17 protein-coding genes and 1 pseudogene are annotated in these 17769 nt (G+C 36.5%); 16 read left to right on the top strand and 2 right to left on the bottom strand.

The window, feature by feature from the left end; genetic code table 11:
- The 13 genes from EKM93_RS06270 to gshAB all read left to right on the top strand — a co-directional run.
- Positions 1-1031 (top strand): HAD-IC family P-type ATPase (locus tag EKM93_RS06270; RefSeq protein WP_125714094.1); only part of this gene is annotated, 1031 nt, incomplete at its 5' end.
- Positions 1032-1049: 18 nt separating this feature from the next.
- Positions 1050-2501, top strand: coding sequence for a multicopper oxidase family protein (locus tag EKM93_RS06265; RefSeq protein WP_057736512.1), 1452 nt, complete (start codon positions 1050-1052; stop codon positions 2499-2501).
- A 223-nt stretch (positions 2502-2724) separates the two neighbouring features.
- On the top strand, positions 2725-3417 hold the full coding sequence (locus EKM93_RS06260; RefSeq protein WP_041094421.1) for a response regulator transcription factor: 693 nt from the start codon (positions 2725-2727) through the stop codon (positions 3415-3417).
- Complete coding sequence (locus EKM93_RS06255; protein ID WP_225423649.1) at positions 3414-4769, top strand: sensor histidine kinase; 1356 nt, start codon at positions 3414-3416, stop codon at positions 4767-4769. Before EKM93_RS06260 ends, EKM93_RS06255 begins: the two co-directional genes overlap by 4 nt.
- Before the next feature lie 14 nt (positions 4770-4783).
- Positions 4784-5587, top strand: a complete 804-nt coding sequence (gene lgt / locus EKM93_RS06250; protein ID WP_041094419.1) for a prolipoprotein diacylglyceryl transferase — start codon at positions 4784-4786, stop codon at positions 5585-5587.
- Between the two features lie 30 nt (positions 5588-5617).
- Positions 5618-6025, top strand: a complete 408-nt coding sequence (locus EKM93_RS06245; protein ID WP_057736513.1) for an ArsC/Spx/MgsR family protein — start codon at positions 5618-5620, stop codon at positions 6023-6025.
- Between the two features lie 151 nt (positions 6026-6176).
- Positions 6177-6599, top strand: coding sequence for a CopY/TcrY family copper transport repressor (locus EKM93_RS06240; protein ID WP_057736514.1), 423 nt, complete (start codon positions 6177-6179; stop codon positions 6597-6599).
- A 32-nt stretch (positions 6600-6631) separates the two neighbouring features.
- Entirely contained in the window at positions 6632-7003 is a 372-nt protein-coding gene (locus EKM93_RS06235; RefSeq protein ID WP_041094417.1) for a cupredoxin domain-containing protein, read from the top strand.
- 35 nt (positions 7004-7038) lie between these two features.
- The gene (locus tag EKM93_RS06230) at positions 7039-7311 is read left to right on the top strand and encodes a cupredoxin domain-containing protein (RefSeq protein WP_052467356.1); all 273 of its coding nucleotides are present in this window, start codon (positions 7039-7041) and stop codon (positions 7309-7311) included.
- Entirely contained in the window at positions 7308-9227 is a 1920-nt protein-coding gene (locus tag EKM93_RS06225) for a copper-translocating P-type ATPase (RefSeq protein ID WP_041094413.1), read from the top strand. Before EKM93_RS06230 ends, EKM93_RS06225 begins: the two co-directional genes overlap by 4 nt.
- Before the next feature lie 254 nt (positions 9228-9481).
- The gene (locus EKM93_RS06220; protein WP_041094412.1) at positions 9482-10069 is read left to right on the top strand and encodes a LemA family protein; all 588 of its coding nucleotides are present in this window, start codon (positions 9482-9484) and stop codon (positions 10067-10069) included.
- Between the two features lie 12 nt (positions 10070-10081).
- Complete coding sequence (locus tag EKM93_RS06215; protein WP_041094410.1) at positions 10082-10870, top strand: TPM domain-containing protein; 789 nt, start codon at positions 10082-10084, stop codon at positions 10868-10870.
- 160 nt (positions 10871-11030) lie between these two features.
- Entirely contained in the window at positions 11031-13304 is a 2274-nt protein-coding gene (gene gshAB / locus EKM93_RS06210) for a bifunctional glutamate--cysteine ligase GshA/glutathione synthetase GshB (protein WP_082232378.1), read from the top strand.
- A 129-nt stretch (positions 13305-13433) separates the two neighbouring features.
- On the opposite strand, the pseudogene EKM93_RS06205 reads toward gshAB, so the two are convergent.
- Positions 13434-13691 (bottom strand): annotated as a pseudogene (locus EKM93_RS06205) (NusG domain II-containing protein); the annotation flags it as partial.
- A gap of 215 nt (positions 13692-13906) precedes the next feature.
- Here EKM93_RS06205 and merR point away from each other — a divergent pair.
- The 3 genes from merR to EKM93_RS06190 all read left to right on the top strand — a co-directional run bounded on the left by merR (position 13907) and on the right by EKM93_RS06190 (position 17528).
- Entirely contained in the window at positions 13907-14299 is a 393-nt protein-coding gene (gene merR / locus EKM93_RS06200) for an Hg(II)-responsive transcriptional regulator (RefSeq protein WP_020220203.1), read from the top strand.
- Positions 14300-14323: 24 nt separating this feature from the next.
- Positions 14324-15964 (top strand): mercury(II) reductase, encoded by a 1641-nt coding sequence (merA, locus tag EKM93_RS06195; protein ID WP_125714092.1) that lies wholly within the window; start codon positions 14324-14326, stop codon positions 15962-15964.
- Between the two features lie 241 nt (positions 15965-16205).
- Positions 16206-17528 carry an ISL3 family transposase gene (locus tag EKM93_RS06190; protein ID WP_041094404.1) on the top strand — a complete coding sequence of 441 codons (1323 nt, stop codon included), beginning with the start codon at positions 16206-16208 and terminating at the stop codon, positions 17526-17528.
- Here EKM93_RS06190 and EKM93_RS06185 read toward each other — a convergent pair.
- Entirely contained in the window at positions 17500-17751 is a 252-nt protein-coding gene (locus EKM93_RS06185) for a SurA N-terminal domain-containing protein (protein WP_179947332.1), read from the bottom strand. The two genes, EKM93_RS06190 and EKM93_RS06185, sit on opposite strands and share 29 nt — an antisense overlap.
- Positions 17752-17769 lie beyond the last annotated feature (18 nt).

Below are 17769 nucleotides of genomic sequence, written 5' to 3'. Positions count from 1 at the left end.
TTTATGATATCAAAAAATGTAGGAAAACCGACAATTTCAAATTGCCATTTTCCTACATTTTACCGCCGCCATTAACATTAGATGCTATTCTTATGGATAAGACGGGTACTCTGACTGAAGGTAACTTTGCAGTAAATGACTATAAGGCTACAGACACAGCATATTCAAATGAACAAATTCTATCGTTGATGGGTGCACTTGAATCTGGCTCAAGCCATCCATTATCGGTTGGTATCTTGTCAAAATTAAAAGAGCTAAATTTAAAAACTATTAAAGCAAAAAATATTCAAAGCCTTCCTGGCGTAGGAATACAAGGCGAAATTAATAAAAAAAATATGACGATTGTTAATGAAAAGTATTTGCGTGAAAATAAAATCAAGTACGACAAAAATACAGCCAGTAAGTTAGCGTCTGCTGGTAACACAGTTAGTTTTCTCCTTGTTGCAAATATTAATGTTGGTTTTGTGGCCCAAGGTGACCAAATTAAACCAGCGTCAATAGCATTGATCAATGGACTTAAAGCACAGCATATTCGTCCAGTTATGTTGACTGGAGATAATCAACAGGTGGCACAGCAAGTGGCTGAACGTCTTGGAATTGATCGACAGGATGTTCATGCCGAATTAAAGCCTGATGATAAGGAGAAGATAGTTAAGCAATATCAAGATAAGGGGTTTAAGGTTGCTATGGTTGGTGACGGTGTTAACGACGCGCCAAGTCTGGTTCGGGCAAATGTTGGGATTGCAATTGGTGCTGGAACCGATGTAGCGGTTGATTCTGCCGATATTGTTTTGGTACGAAGTGATCCGGCTGACATACTGAACTTTCTAAAGTTGGCAAAGCATACGACTAGAAAAATGGTACAAAACTTGTGGTTTGGTGCAGGGTATAACATTTTTGCTATTCCATTAGCTGCCGGAGTATTGGCATTTGCAGGAATTGTATTAAGCCCAGCTTTAGGTGCTGTTCTTATGGGGCTTTCAACTATTATTGTTGCTATCAACGCGCAGACATTACGAATTGGCAAGTAAGTGCGAGGAGGGATTGATGTGCAACGCAAACGGCTTTATTTAATACTCATTGGCTTTATTATTATCGTGATCGGACTCAATGTGTTTTGGTTAATTAAATTTAAGCAATCGCCAGTTAAAGCAGGAATGATGCCAAATACAAGCTCACAAATCACTAATAATAAGGAAAAACAAAGAATATTGAACATTCCTCCTGTATTAAAACCAGATTCAACTGATGCTAACAATGTTTATTACACTTTGCGAGCACAAACAGGTATGACACAGTTAGTATCTGGGGAAAAAACAAAAACGTATGGTTATAATGGCCCATTTCTCGGCCCAACGATTCGAGTTGAAAGAGGGCAGAATATCCATATTCATACTCAAAACCGTTTAAAACAAGCAACTTCTTTTCATTGGCATGGTGCTATTTTAGATGATTCAAGTGATGGTGGTCCACATCAAACAGTTGCAGCAGGACAGAACAAGTTGATAAGTTTTAAAGTTAATCAACCTGCTGCTACGCTCTGGTATCATCCTCATGCTGTTGGTAGTACGGCTAGTCAAGTTTACAATGGACTAGCTGGTTTTTTGTTAGTTGATGACCAAAATAGTCGGCAACTAAAACTACCTAGAAATTATGGCAAAGATGATTTTCCAATTGTAGTACAAGATCGAAGCTTTGATAAAAATAATCAGTTAGATTATAAAAAAATTGTATCTAGTAATGGTACGTTGGGTAATACGTTACTAATAAACGGTACTCAAAATCCATATATCGAAACAACTACTAAATATGTTCGGTTACGCTTATTAAATGGTTCCAATGCTCGTGAATATACCTTTAAATTAGATGATCGTAGTTCCTTTTACCAGATTAGTACTGATGGAGGATTTTTAAAAAAACCGGTCCAAGAAAATAAAATTACGCTTGCACCGGGTGAACGAGCCGAAATCGTTGTTGATTTAGGTCACTATTCACAGGGAAGTCAGGTCAAACTCAAGTCGGCAGACAGCAACATTCTGACGATGAAGGTGAAGAATAATCATGACGGGGAAACAAAATTACCACGACAACTGACTAATCTTCAGACAGTCACTAAGTCAGGACAAAAAGTAACACAAAATATTGCTTTATCGGATATGGGACATATGGTAAGCATCAATAATAGGCAGTTTTCAATGAATCGAATTGATTTGAAAGTAAAGCAAAATACGACGCAGGTTTGGAAGATCCGCAATAAAAATAATATGATGGGTGAAATTCATCCTTTTCATATCCATGGTGTTCAGTTTCGATTATTGAGTATTAATAACAACGCATCACCAAGCAACATGCACGGTTGGAAAGATACGATCATGACAAGACCGGGTAACCAATACAAGATTTTGATTAAATTCACACAAACCGGAGTTTTCATGTATCATTGTCACAATCTTGAACATGAAGAGGCTGGAATGATGGGTCAAATTAGAGTTGTGCCGTAAATATTACTTAATTCGCTTAATGAAATTAAGCCAAGTTTGTCTAATGGTATCAAGCTGTTGCGGTGGAATTAAGCCTAGCATCATGATAAATAGTAACAATGGGCAGAGGATAATCAGAAGAATTGTTGCTAGCATCCACATATTTATTCACTTCTTTTTCTTTTTGATAATTATGCCAGATGTGTATGGAGATTATATGCAAAATATATGGAGGTAGAAAAATTTGACAAAAATTTTAGTTGTTGACGATGAAAAGAAAATTGTAGATATTGTTACCGCCTATCTAATTGCGCAAAAATTTGAAGTTGAAGTAGCCTATTCTGGAACGGAGGCCTTAACAAAGTTTTATAAGGGACAGCCTAATTTAGTAGTGCTTGATCTTATGCTGCCAGATTTGGATGGTAATGAAGTAACTAAAAGAATACGGCAGGATAGTAAAACACCAATAATTATGTTGACTGCCAAATCAAGCGATGAAAGTATTGTTAATGGACTAAAATCTGGAGCAGATGATTATGTGGTTAAACCTTTTAGTCCACGAGTAGTAGTGGAACGGATAAAAACTGTACTGCGACGTGTCACAGAGGAACAAGTAGAAAAAGTACTTTCTTTTAATAAGGGACAGTTAAAAATAAAACTAGAATCTCAGCAAGTTTTTGTTTGCGACGCAGAAATTGCACTCACACATACAGAGTACGATATTCTGTCAACAATGGCGACCTATTATAGACAAATATTCACTCGTGAACAGTTGATTGATTCAACAAGAGGTATTGACTATGACGGATTAGACCGAATGATTGACTCACATATTAAAAATTTAAGGCGGAAAATTGAAGATGATAGTACTAAGCCAGTTTTTATAATAACTGTTCATGGCCGCGGTTATCGTTTTGGTGGGAGTAAAGACGAATGAAGCGGCAGATTCGAACACAGCTAATAATCTCTTTTCTATTTTTGGTGTTGTTGATTGTTGGTTCAATTAGTTTAATGACAGTAAGCCTGGTCAGTGATCATTTTGATAAATATGTGCAACAAAAACATGATACAACGCTCACTGCATATAAAAATGAATTAATGGTTAGTTATCTGACTAGCAATGGTACTTGGAAACAATCTAAAGTTAAAAAGATTGGTGCTAGAGCACTACAGGATGGCCTTATTTTAGTTTTAAAAGACGCTGATAATAAAATCGTATGGGAACCAAGTCAGACCTTGTTACATAAGGCCACTAATGCTAAAAATATCGATAGTATGAATAAAACGACTGAGGCCATCAAGATTAATTCTAAACAAATTGCCCAAGCACAATTCTCACATAATGATGCTTTAGGTTATACACGACATGATGTGGCGTTTATCAATGATTTACGAATTAGTTTGGCCGGTATCTCGGCCTTTGTTTTTTTAGTCGCGATAATTATTGCGGTATGGATAGCCCGTGATCTAAGTAAGCCGTTACGACAAATTGTATCCTTTACTCAAGCGGTTGCATCTGGTGATTATCGAAATCAATTACCACAACAAACCCAAATTGTAGAAATAAACGCGCTAATAAATGTAACTAATGAGCTCTCACGTCAGTTATCCAAGAATCAGGCTCTGAGAGAACGCTTATCTTCCGATATTGCTCATGAATTACGAACGCCTTTAACAACGATCCAAGGTTCGTTAGAGGCGATGATCGATGGTATTTGGCCAATTAGTGAGGCTAGGTTGGTTAGTTTAAATGATGAAGTCATAAGGCTGACCCACTTAATCAATAACATTGAAAATATCGCTTCAATTGAACATAGTGAGGATAAGTTAATTAAGGTTGATACAGATCTTAGTAAATTAATACAACAAGTTTTAAGTAACTTTCAGAGTAACCTTGAAGAGAAAAAAATAACACTTGATTATCATACTGAGAAAGTTATTGCCGTGATAGATCCAGACAAAATAAATCAGGTTATTACAAATTTATTGTCAAACGCCATAAAATTTACACAAACAAGAGGCAAAATAATAATTAAGTTAAAACGAATATCGGATAACATTGTTTTGACTGTAGAAGATAATGGTAGTGGTATTGCGGAAAAAGACGTACCACATATATTTGATCACTTCTATATGGCTGATCCAGCACGAAATCGACAACAAGGTGGGCAAGGAATTGGTTTAGCAATCGTTAAGACAATTGTGGTGGCTCATGGTGGCTCAGTTTCTGTTGATAGTAAATTAGGTATTGGGACGATTTTTACAGTTAAACTACCATTAAATAACTAAGAGGGGATGATTATATGGGGGCATTAAATCCGATTGCGTTTAAACTAGGACCTTTTCTGGTTCATTGGTATGGCATTATTATTGCTAGTGGTGCAGTGCTTGGCGTACTACTTGCAATTAAAGAGACTAAGCAGCAAAAGATTTCTGCGGATGATATTTATGATCTGATACTCTGGGCTTTACCAATTGGCCTGATAGGTGCACGACTTTATTATGTTATTTTTGAATGGTCGTATTATTCGCAACATTTAAATGAGATCATTGCAATTTGGCAAGGCGGAATTGCAATTTATGGCGGTTTGATTGCTGGTGGTATTACATTGATTATCTTCTGCCGGCGACGTGGCCTGTCAATTTGGCAAGTTTTAGATGTTGTTACGCCAGGCATCATGCTAGGACAAGTTATTGGGAGATGGGGGAATTTTATTAATCAGGAAGCTTTTGGTACTGTCGTCTCACGTGGCTTTCTGCAGCAGCTCCATTTACCCAATTTTATCGTACAGCAGATGTATATCGGTGGTGCGTATCATCAACCGACATTTCTATATGAATCGGTATGGAATCTTATTGGATTGATTTTACTTATTAGCTTACGACATAAAAAAGGGCTTTTTAAACGAGGAGAAATTGCGTTAAGCTATGCAATTTGGTATTCGTTTGGTCGATTTTTTGTTGAAGGAATGCGGACTGATAGCCTGTACCTATTTGGACAAGTACGAGTCTCACAATTATTATCATTAGTTATTTTTGTTGTTATGATAATTATCTTCGTTTATCGACGAAAGCAACAAAAGATCTCTAATTATTTAATCAGCTGACCAATATTTGATAGAGGATGATGCTAAATTATGATTAATTTATATTTTCATACCAGTGATCCAGCAAAAAGAAAAATGTTGGATTGGTTTCGTTGTCAAAAAATAGAAACACAAACCAGAAATATTATGCAAAAACGCTTAACAAAATTAGAAATTAGACATTTATTTTTGCTGTCTGATAATGGTAGTGATGATTTAATTGCAACACGTTCAAAGACTGCTCGAGAATATACTTTCGATAATAGTTTAACCTTTGATCAATTAGTTACTATCGTGTATAAGCATCCTAAAATCATGAAAAATCCAATTGCTTTTAATGAGAATAATTTAATTTCTGGATTTAATCTTGAAGATATCGGTGTTTTCATACCACGAATACAGCGTAAACGTGAGCGCTTGTCACTGTTTAGTAAATTATATACCGTGGAGTTTGGTTAAGGAGATTACAACAACAATCAGTTCCGAAAAGAAACTAAAATTTTTTAATTTTTGTGTTTACAAATGTAAACAATAGAGGTATGGTGATTTGTGTTTACAAGTGTAAATTAAGCGAGGAGTGATTAATCTGAATAAAAATAATCTAACGTACATGACGCCTTCTGAATGGGAGGTGATGCGCATCATTTGGACTAAGAGAAGTATAAGTAGCCTTGATGTTATTGAAGTGATGCAGCGAAAACGTGATTGGTCGGAATCTACAATCAAAACTTTACTTGGTCGGTTAACTAAAAAAAATATTTTGGCGACAACTAAAGAAGGTCGTCATTTTAATTATCGACCTACTGTGCCGGAAACAACCGCAATGGACAAAACTGTGGCTGAATTATTTCAACATCTCTGTGATATGAAAAAAGGAGCCGGCATCATTAATCTGTTAGCTAAGTTAAATCTTAGTAAAGGTGATATTGAGCGTATGCAGGCTCAGCTTGATAAAAAACTAAAGGATGCGCCTAGCACAATTAACTGCAACTGTTTGTCTAGTGGAAAAAATGATTGTTATATAACTGATTGAAAAATAATTTTTTACAAGAAGGAAGTCTGATTATGGATAAAATTTTGGTAACAATAATAGCCGGTCTACTAGTTGGTTTTATTGTCTGGTGGTTCTTCGGCAAACATGTGACTAAGGAGGTTGCGGCCGATGTAACAGGTAATGAACAAGATGTTAGTGTGATCGTTAATGGCGGTTATACACCTAGTACTGTAGTTTTGAAACGTGGTATTCCTGCCCAAATTACGTTTAACCGTAAAGATCCCTCAAGCTGTTTAGAACAAGTTGTTTTCGAAGACTTCGGCATCAATGATTTTTTGCCACAGAATAAGGATCATGCAATCGACATTGATACAAGTAAACCTGGTGAATACAGCTATGCCTGTGGAATGAACATGTTTCATGGGAAGGTGATCGTTAAATAGAAAGTTTAGCTCATAAAAATATTGGAGGAGTTATTATGGTAGAAAAGAAACAAAGTATTGTGGTAGTTGTTGATGGTGGCTATCATCCAGATACAGTGAAACTAACCAAAGGAATTCCTGCAGAAATTATTTTTAAGCGGATCAGTGATAAGGGATGTGTAGATACGATTGTATTTCCAAAACTTGGTATCAAGCGTTTCTTACCAATAAACGAACAACAAATTTTCTCGATTAATACAGATAAGGCTGGCGAATATCAATTTCATTGTGGGATGGATATGGCCTACGGAAAGGTGATTATAAAATGAGTATAAGAAATCGATTTATATTTTCTTTGATTGTTTCTACTCCAATATTAATAAATATGGTCGCTAGTCCTTTTGGCTTCGGGTTACCAGGAGGTATGTGGACGCAGTTTCTACTGACAACTGCAGTAATGGCCGTCTCTGGCCGAGCATTTATACAAAGTGCTTGGGCATCATTTCGGCATCACCATGCTAATATGGACACTTTAGTAGCGATTGGCACGGGAACGGCCTATTTATATAGTATTTATGCAATGTTTAGTAACCAAGACGTTTTCTTCGAAGATGCAGCCCTTGTCATCACCTTAATTTTATTGGGCCAAGTTTTTGAAGAAAATATGAAACGTAATGCATCTGGTGCTGTGGCAAAGCTATTGGATTTACAAGCGAAAGAAGCCGAAGTTTTGCGTGGTGGCGAAATTATTAAAGTTCCAATGGCTGAAGTTGTCGTAGGCGATATTCTTCGTGTTAAACCAGGACAAAAAATTGCTGTAGATGGCGTAATTACTGAAGGTAGTTCGACAATTGATGAGTCAATGGTTACAGGTGAAAGTATGCCGACTGAGAAAAAAGTTGACGATACGGTAATTGGCTCAACAATGAATAGTACTGGAACATTTATGTTTAAGGCCAGTAAAGTAGGCAATGATACATTACTAGCACAAATTGTTGAAATGGTCAAAAAAGCTCAAACTAGTCATGCACCAATTCAAAAAACTGTTGATAAGATTTCCGATATTTTTGTTCCTGCTGTTTTAATTATTGCAATTCTGGCCTTTTTTGTTTGGTATGTTTTACTTGGAGCCAGCGTAGTAACTGCCATGCTATTTACCGTTTCTGTAATCATTATTGCTTGCCCTTGTGCATTAGGAATTGCTACGCCAACGGCCTTGATGGTTGGTACCGGACGCAGTGCTAAGATGGGCATTCTAATTAAAAACGGTGAAGTGTTGGAGGCTGTCAATACAATTAAAACGGTTGTTTTTGATAAAACAGGTACGATTACAGTTGGAAAACCAAAAGTAACGGATATTATTGGTGATGAACAAATGGTACTTGACGTAGCAGCTAATCTTGAAGCTTCTTCGGAGCATCCTTTAGCAGCAGCTGTGCTAGAAAAAGCTAAGGAACAAGGCATCACACCCAACGCTGCACAAAATTTCAAGGCAATCGAGGGTAAAGGTGTACAAGCACAGATCAATGGTAAAAAAGCCTTCATTGGTAATGATAAATTACTTGATAATTATAATCTTACTGATCAATTAACAGCTAAAATGGTACAGTTGCAAAGCGAAGCCAAAACAGTGGTAATTGTTGGCTACGACGATAAAATTGTTGGGTTAATTGCTATTCAAGATGCGCCAAAGCAAAGCTCAGCTACAGCAATTGCGGCCTTGAAGAAACGTGGCTTACGTCCAGTTATGTTAACTGGTGATAACGAACGGGTTGCTCGGGCAATTGCTGATCAGGTTGGCATTGATGAAGTAATTGCCGATGTACTACCTGGTGATAAGGCAGATCATGTTAAACAGCTTCAACAACAGGCACCAGTTGCGTTTGTTGGTGATGGTATTAACGATGCACCGGCATTAACAACAGCTGACGTTGGAATCGCCATGGGATCAGGAACAGATATTGCGATTGAATCAGGCGGTATTATCTTAGTTAAAAATAACTTATTGGATGTTGTTAATGCACTTGAATTAAGTCAAAAGACGTTTAATCGAATTAAGCTGAACTTGTTCTGGGCATTTATATATAATTCACTGGGCATTCCTGTCGCTGCTGGTATTTTTGTCGGACTTGGTTTGATCTTAAGCCCAGAGCTGGCTGGTTTGGGGATGGCATTGAGTTCATTATCAGTTGTTGCGAGCTCGTTGATGCTTAATAAAACCAAGTTAACCACTGTAACTGCGTGAGATTGGAGGTCATAAAGTGGAAAATCAAAATTCAAAGAAATCTACAGTAATAACAGTTGCTGTAGCAGTTATCTATACTATTGTTGCAATTTTTGCTGGAATACTCTTGTTAAATTAATTAAATTAACTACGAGTTTGAATTAAAGAAGTAGAAATTTAAATCTTGTTATACTGCTTTTGGTATTGGTTTAATTTTCTGGGATTTCATTAAACGATAACGATAAATGTAGAGTTTTTTTGAGAGGATGAGAGCAATGCAATCTCGAAGATTTAAGCCTTGGTGGGTTGTTTTAGTAGTATCTTTAGGCATTTTTGCTGTTATAGGAGCGATTAGTGTCGATACCTATAATAATTTAGCTAAACAGAATCAAGAAGTTGAAGCGCAATGGAGTCAAGTAGAGAACGTGATGCAACGACGCTATGATTTAATTCCAAACTTGGTAAGTGCAGTTAAAGGCAGCATGAATCAGGAACAGAAGGTTTTTGGTCAAATTGCTGATGCACGGAAGAGTTATGGCAGCGCGACAACAGTTAAGGAAAAGGCTAATGCTGATAATAAAGTCAATAGTTCAGTTGGTACTTTGATCAATGTGATCCAAGAAAATTATCCTAATTTGAAGTCGAATACCAATGTTGCGACGTTAATGACCCAACTAGAGGGATCTGAAAATCGTATTGCGGTTGAACGGCGTCGTTATATTCAGCAAGTTAAGACTTATAATCAAAGTGTGGTTACTTTTCCTAAAAATATTTTTGCATCTACAATGGGCTTAGGTAAAAAGACTGAATTTAAAGCAAATTCAAATGCAAGCAAGGCTCCTAAAGTTGATTTTAACAACTAGGAAGTGGACACAGTGAAACGAAAAAAGACGAATATCTGGCTGTGGTTATTATTATTACCATTTTTGTCACTGTTCCAAACTACTCTTGTTCAGGCAGCCAGTTTACCTAATACGCCAGCTGAAAATTATTTTGACCAAGTGAATTTGTTAGATTCACAGACACAAAATTTAGTTAATGCTAAGAACCAACAATATGAAGGAACTAAGGCTAAACCACAAATTATGTTGGCTGTGGTAAAATCTACTGGCGATACTGATATAGACCAGTATGCAGCTGATTTATTTTCAAAATGGAGAATTGGTCAAAAGAACTCGGATAATGGTATTCTAATTCTTTACGCCTTAAACGGTGGGAAACGTAATGTTCGTATCGAGGTTGGTTATGGATTAGAAGATGTGGTTACAGATAGCCAATCTGGACAAATTTTGAACAATAATACGGTACAATTGAAATCCACTTCCTCTACAATCGTAAACCAGGGATTACAGAAAACATTCGATAGCGTAGCAACATTAGTTGATAAACATTATGGCTATAAAAATAATAAAAGTGCAATTTCTGGTAATGAAAATCAGAATGTAGTGAAATCTGATCGTAATCTTTTCAATTGGAAAAATATTTTGCAACTAATCGCTTTGCTTATTTTTATCGGTTTTATAATCAGTCCTTGGGGTCGCAGTTGGCAATTCTGGTCAATAATAGCTTGGCTTTTCAATAATAATAATGATCATTTTGGTGGCTTTGGTGGTGGTTCTTCAGGTGGTGGTGGATCCTCTGGCGGTGGTGGTGCAAGCATTTAGATTCTAGAATATTTAAGATTTATTTTCCGTTTATTTTTCCATTTGGAATACCGAGATAATATTTACGCTTAAAATATCGTAGTATTTGCGGACTATGATGTAATAATAGTTATTTATAGTTTCTAAAAAGCAAAAGTGTGAAAAAGAGAGATGAAAATAGTTGATTATTTTTAGTGAATTATTGCAGCAAACGCCAAGTGTATCTGCAATATCGCATTCGAGAATTGGTGTAGAGCGCGAAAGCCAGCGAGTAACTTTAGACGGAAAGTTAGCTGGTACTGATCACCCGATCGTATTTGGTAGTCGTCGGTTTCATCCCTATATTAAAACAGACTTTGCCGAGACACAGTTAGAAATCGTAACCCCGGTAGTGGATACTGTGAATGATTTGTTCCATTGGTTGGCTGCATTACATGATGTGGTCTACCAGTCATTACCAACTAATGAAATGTTGTGGCCTCTTAGCATGCCACCAGCATTGCCAAGTTGTGAAGATCAGATTAGCCTAGCTAAGTTACCCGACTTTAAGGATGTTTTGTATCGACGTTATTTGGCAAAAACTTATGGTCGGCGTAAACAGATGATCAGTGGCTTACATTTTAATTTTGAGCTTCCGGCTGTGTTGGTTGAAGCATTGTATCGCCAACAATGTGAAATTAAGGATCTTGCCTGTTTTAAAACAACTCTCTATTTGAAAATAGCGCGTAATTATCTGCATTACCGTTGGGTGATTACTTATTTGTTCGGTGCATCTCCTGTTGCCGAACGTAACTACTTTAAGCACCATGAAGAGAAGCCCCAGAAGATAGTTCGAAGCATTAGAAACAGTGAGTTCGGTTATCGCAATAAAGAAAATGTTCAAGTATCGTTCGAATCATTGAAAATCTATCTCAGTGATATCGAATCTCAAATACGCAAAGGTAATTTACTTGAAGAGAAAGAATTTTATTCTTCAGTTAGGTTGCGCGAGAGCCAAAATATAGTCAGATGTAAACAAACAAAAATTGATTATCTTGAGTTAAGAAATATCGATATTAATCCATTTGAACGATATGGAATTAGTAAAAATCAGATTGTGTTTATGGAACTATTTATGCTATTCATGCTTTGGACAGATGAGAAGAAAAATGGTGATGATTGGATAGCAACTGGTAATCAAACCAATAATGAGGTGGCGCTTGAGTCACCATTAGCACCAACTTGTTATCGAACAAACGGCCTTAAAATAATTAATTTAATGAAAAAAATGACAAAGCAGTTGAATTTAAATGGTTATGAAGAAGTGCTACAACAGTCCCAGGACATGCTCATAGATGTTACAAAAACGATTGGTGGACGAATGACGAAGGGGTTAATGGCCACTAAACAATCGGATTTGGCAACAGCAATCGGATTAAAGAATCGTAGGGTTACCATGCAGGTACCTTATCAATTAAACGGCTTTGTCAATATGGAGCTATCAACACAAATCTTAATGTTTGATGCAATTCAAAAAGGTATTATGGTGGACATGGTCGATGAAAATGATCAGTTATTAAAACTACAATTGGGTCACCAAATTGAGTATGTTAAGAATGGTAATATGACAAGTCGAGATAGTTATATTGTGCCGCTGATCATGAAAAATAAGACGGCTACTAAAAGGATTTTGGTCACGGCGGGGTTTAATGTTCCAATCGGAGTTGAATTTGTTAACGCGGACACGGCTTTAGCGGCCTATTCAAGATTTGTGGGTGAACCGATTGTGATTAAGCCCCAGTCGGCTAATTACGGTAGGGGAGTTTCCGTATTTCAGTTTTCTCCTTCTCTAGCTGATTATCAACAAGCAATTCGGCGAGCATTTACTGAATGTTCGACTGTACTGGTTGAGAATTTTTTTGCAGGGCCTGAATATCGGTTTTTAGTAATTAATGATAAAATAAAGGCAGTATTATTACGAATTCCAGCTAATGTTATTGGTGATGGGCATCATACAGTAAAACAGTTAGTTGCAATTAAAAATAAGAGTACTTTACGTGGCCTGAATGATCGAACACCGCTTACAAAGATTTCTTTGGGTGTGGTCGAACAAGCCATGTTGAAAAGCCAAAGCCTTACGGTTGATTCAATTCCGGTGGTTGGTAAGCGCACCTATCTTAGAAAAAATTCAAATATCAGTTCCGGTGGTGATTCCATTGATGTAACTGATCAAATTGACTTTACTTACAAGGAAAAAGCTGTAGCTGCTGTGAAGTGTTTAGGTGCAAAAATATGTGGAATTGATTTGATTATTCCAGATAGATTAGTTCCGGTTTCTAGTCACGAGTCCTACTCAATTATCGAGGCCAACTACAATCCGATGATGGATATGCATTGCTATCCCTATAAGGGTAAAAAACGTCGAGTAACAGTAGACGTGTTAGAGTTCCTGTTTCCACAACTAACCAATTTGTAATGCTTCATTCAATAATGATAATAATGATGAGTACGCAAAAATAAATATATAGTAAAAGGCAATCATAATTTCCAATTTGGAGTACATCCTTTTGGAGGATCATGATTGCCTTTTTAAACGCTTGTATGTTTAAGGCTTTACAAGAGAGTTATCTGGTGTGGTAGACTTATTACTACTTTTTATCGTTATAATTAGACGGTGAGAAAGACAAATACTTTGTTGACCTGGTTTACTAATCCAACCAGTATTGACAGCAATCTGGTCTGGTGTATTGTCTTCCTTGTCTCGAATGCGTGTCCCATTAACTTCTATAATATTATATTCACCAGAGTGTGGGTGTAAGGTAAATAATTTATGTGGTGTTTTTTTTGATAATTTAATTTTTTTTGGGTCTTCGGAATATATAGTGGAATTACTTTTTTAATAGTTTAAAAACAACTGGTGTTTAAATCGGATTTTCTAGTGGGATGTTAGGACAATCAATAGTATTATAAAAGTATCAATCACATACGAGTGATACGTTGGGGAAAAAATAAAATAGTCCAATTTACTTGACCGTGTACTATGGTACACGGTTTATAATATTCATGGGGTGAAATAAGATGATTTACCGCATTAGTGAGTTTGCAGAAAAATGTGGCGTTAATAAAGAAACGATTAGATATTACGAGCGAAAAAATTTACTACAAGAACCTCACCGAACGGAAGCTGGTTATCGGATATATTCATATGATGACGTTAAGCGTGTTGGGTTTATTAAACGAATACAGGAACTTGGATTTTCTTTAAACGAGATTTATAAATTACTTGGTGTTGTAGATAAAGATGAAGTTCGTTGTCAAGATATGTTCGAATTTGTTTCTAAAAAACAAATGGAAGTTCAAAAACAAATAGAGGATTTAAAACGAATTGAAACTATGTTAGACGACTTAAAACAACGATGTCCAGATGAAAAGCAATTACATTCGTGTCCAATAATAGAAACATTAACATGAGAGATTAACGAAAGGGGCTTTATTATGAATAAATTTAAGGTAAACATTCAAGGAATGACCTGTGCGGGTTGTGAAAAACACGTTGAATCAGCACTTGAAAAGATAGGTGCTAAAAATATTGAGTCTAGTTTTCGTCGTGGTGAAGCAGTATTTGAACTACCCAATGAAATTGAGGTTGAAAGTGCAATAAAGGCGATTGATGAAGCAAATTACAAAGCCAGAGAAATTGAAGAAGTATCATCACTAGAAAACGTGGCGTTAAGTAATGAAGACAATTATGACCTTCTTATTATTGGTTCTGGTGCTGCTGCCTTTTCATCGGCAATTAAAGCTATAGAATACGGTGCAAAAGTTGGAATGATTGAGCGTGGAACGGTTGGGGGAACCTGTGTGAATATTGGCTGTGTTCCGTCAAAAACTCTTCTTAGGGCAGGGGAAATCAATCATTTATCAAAAGACAACCCGTTTATAGGTTTACAAACATCCGCTGGAGAAGTGGATTTAGCTAGTTTAATCACGCAAAAGGATAAATTGGTGAGCGAACTTCGGAATCAAAAATATGTGGATTTAATTGATGAATATAATTTTGATTTAATTAAAGGTGAAGCAAAATTCGTTGATGCTAGTACGGTTGAGGTCAATGGGGCAAAGTTATCTGCAAAACGCTTTTTAATTGCAACAGGTGCATCTCCTTCATTGCCCCAAATTTCAGGACTTGAAGAAATGGACTATTTAACTAGTACAACACTTCTTGAGTTAAAGAAAATGCCAAAACGATTAACTGTAATTGGTTCAGGATACATTGGAATGGAGCTTGGACAACTATTTCATCATTTAGGTTCAGAAATAACGCTTATGCAAAGAAGTGAGCGACTTTTAAAGGAGTATGATCCTGAGATTTCAGAGTCAGTTGAAAAAGCGTTAATTGAACAGGGGATAAGCCTTGTCAAAGGGGCAACTTTTGAGCGTGTTGTACAAAGTGGAGAGATAAAAAAGGTTTACGTAACAGTAAATGGCAGTAAAGAAGTTATTGAATCAGATCAGTTACTTGTTGCCACTGGAAGAAAACCAAATACGGATTCTTTAAATTTAAGTGCGGCAGGTGTTGAAACCGGAAAAAATAATGAAATCCTGATCAATGATTTTGGTCAAACAAGTAATGAAAAGATTTATGCAGCAGGAGATGTGACGTTAGGACCGCAATTTGTATATGTAGCAGCCTATGAAGGTGGAATTATTACTGATAATGCTATCGGTGGGTTAAACAAAAAAATAGATTTATCGGTAGTTCCTGCTGTTACGTTTACGAATCCAACGGTTGCAACGGTTGGTTTAACAGAAGAACAAGCAAAAGAGAAAGGGTATGATGTGAAGACATCTGTATTACCTTTAGATGCTGTTCCAAGAGCAATTGTAAACCGTGAAACAACCGGTGTATTTAAACTAGTAGCAGATGCAGAAACACTAAAAGTATTAGGGGTTCATATTGTATCTGAGAATGCAGGAGATGTCATCTATGCAGCATCATTAGCTGTTAAATTTAACTTAACGATAGAAGATTTAACAGAAACCCTAGCACCATATTTAACAATGGCTGAAGGGCTAAAATTAGCTGCACTTACGTTCGATAAAAATGTTTCGAAATTATCTTGTTGTGCAGTCTAAGGGAACTTTTTTTACAATTCCCTATTCAAGTGAACCAGCTAATACTGTACTAAAGTGTGCAGTAGTTTAGCAAAGTCTACAAAAGGATTTCATACACTATTTTGCGATCACCCATTATATAAATGCTTTAAGGGATTTTCTAAGTGCATTTGTGGTCACAAAAATAATTTAACACTGATGATTTCGACATCAAATTTATATTTGATACCTTAACACCGCAGAGTAATAAAGGATGAACAATATGTCAGACTTATTATCCCTACCAGACATTAAAACAATAGAATCACCACAAGAAAATGAAACCGATATGATGTTTAAAGTTGAAGCAGTCGGACCACCTGAACGTTGTCCTGAATGTGGTTTTGACAAGTTGTACAAACACAGTTCAAGAAATCAACTAATTATGGATTTGCCCATTCGTTTAAAGCGAGTGGGCTTACAATTGAACCGTAGACGATACAAGTGTCGTGAATGCGGATCTACCTTCTGGGAACGCCTAGTATCTGTAGATGAAAAGCGTAGTATGACCAAAAGGCTTTTAAAGTCTATTCAAGAGCAATCCATGTCTAAGACCTTTGTAGAAGTCGCAGAAAGCGTTGGCGTTGACGAGAAAACTATTAGGAACGTTTTTAAGGACTATGTGGCACTCAAAGAACGTGAATACCAGTTTGAAACTCCTAAGTGGCTTGGGATAGACGAGATACATATTATCCAAAGACCTCGGCTTGTATTGACTAATATTGAACGCAGGACTATTTATGACATCAAGCCTAACCGTAACAAGGAAACAGTCATCCAACGTCTTTCAGAAATTAGTGACAGGACTTATATTGAGTACGTCACAATGGATATGTGGAAGCCCTACAAAGACGCAGTGAACACTATCCTTCCACACGCTAAAGTGGTCGTAGATAAGTTTCATGTAGTTAGAATGGCTAATCAAGCCTTAGATAACGTCAGAAAGTCTTTGAAAGCTCATATGAGCCAAAAAGAAAGACGTACCCTTATGCGTGAAAGGTTTATCCTTCTAAAGCGTAAACACGATCTAAATGAACGTGAATCATTCCTCTTAGAGACTTGGTTAGGTAATCTTCCTGCCTTAAAAGAAGCCTATGAACTCAAAGAAGAGTTTTACTGGATATGGGATACTCCTGATTCAGATGAAGGTCGTCTTCGTTATAGTCAATGGAGACACCGTTGTATGTCCAGTAACTCTAAAGATGCATATAAAGACCTCGTGAGAGCCGTAGACAACTGGCATGTCGAAATATTCAACTACTTTGATAAAAGGCTCACTAACGCTTATACGGAGTCAATTAACAGCATTATTAGGCAGGTAGAGCGAATGGGTAGAGGTTACTCGTTTGATGCCTTACGAGCCAAAATCCTTTTCAATGAGAAGCTCCATAAAAAGCGTAAGCCACGATTTAATTCAAGTGCTTTCAATAAAGCTATGTTACACGATAATTTCAATTGGTATGAAGTGAATGATCATAACATTACAGACAACTTTGGTGTCGATTTTTCCACACTTATTAAGAATTTGGAGAAGGGTGATTTATAAGCCCTTTTCCACCATAAAATCCGAATACCCTTTTTTTTATTACTTTTTTATCAATAGAAATTTCAGCATAGATAATTGGTTTAGTATTATTATCGGCTGCTGCGGCCAATTGTTGCTTTTGAGAATATCCAAATATGGCTAATGGTATAAAGGAAACTATTAATAATATGAGAAAAATTATATAATCCCAAGGACGCACTTGTTTTTTTAGATTTTTAAACATTTTTATTTATCGACATAA

The organism is Agrilactobacillus yilanensis, from assembly GCF_003946725.1.
Lineage (GTDB): Bacteria > Bacillota > Bacilli > Lactobacillales > Lactobacillaceae > Agrilactobacillus > Agrilactobacillus yilanensis.
Note: the sequence above shows the minus strand (reverse complement) of the source record. Positions and strands in the feature narration are given on the sequence as shown.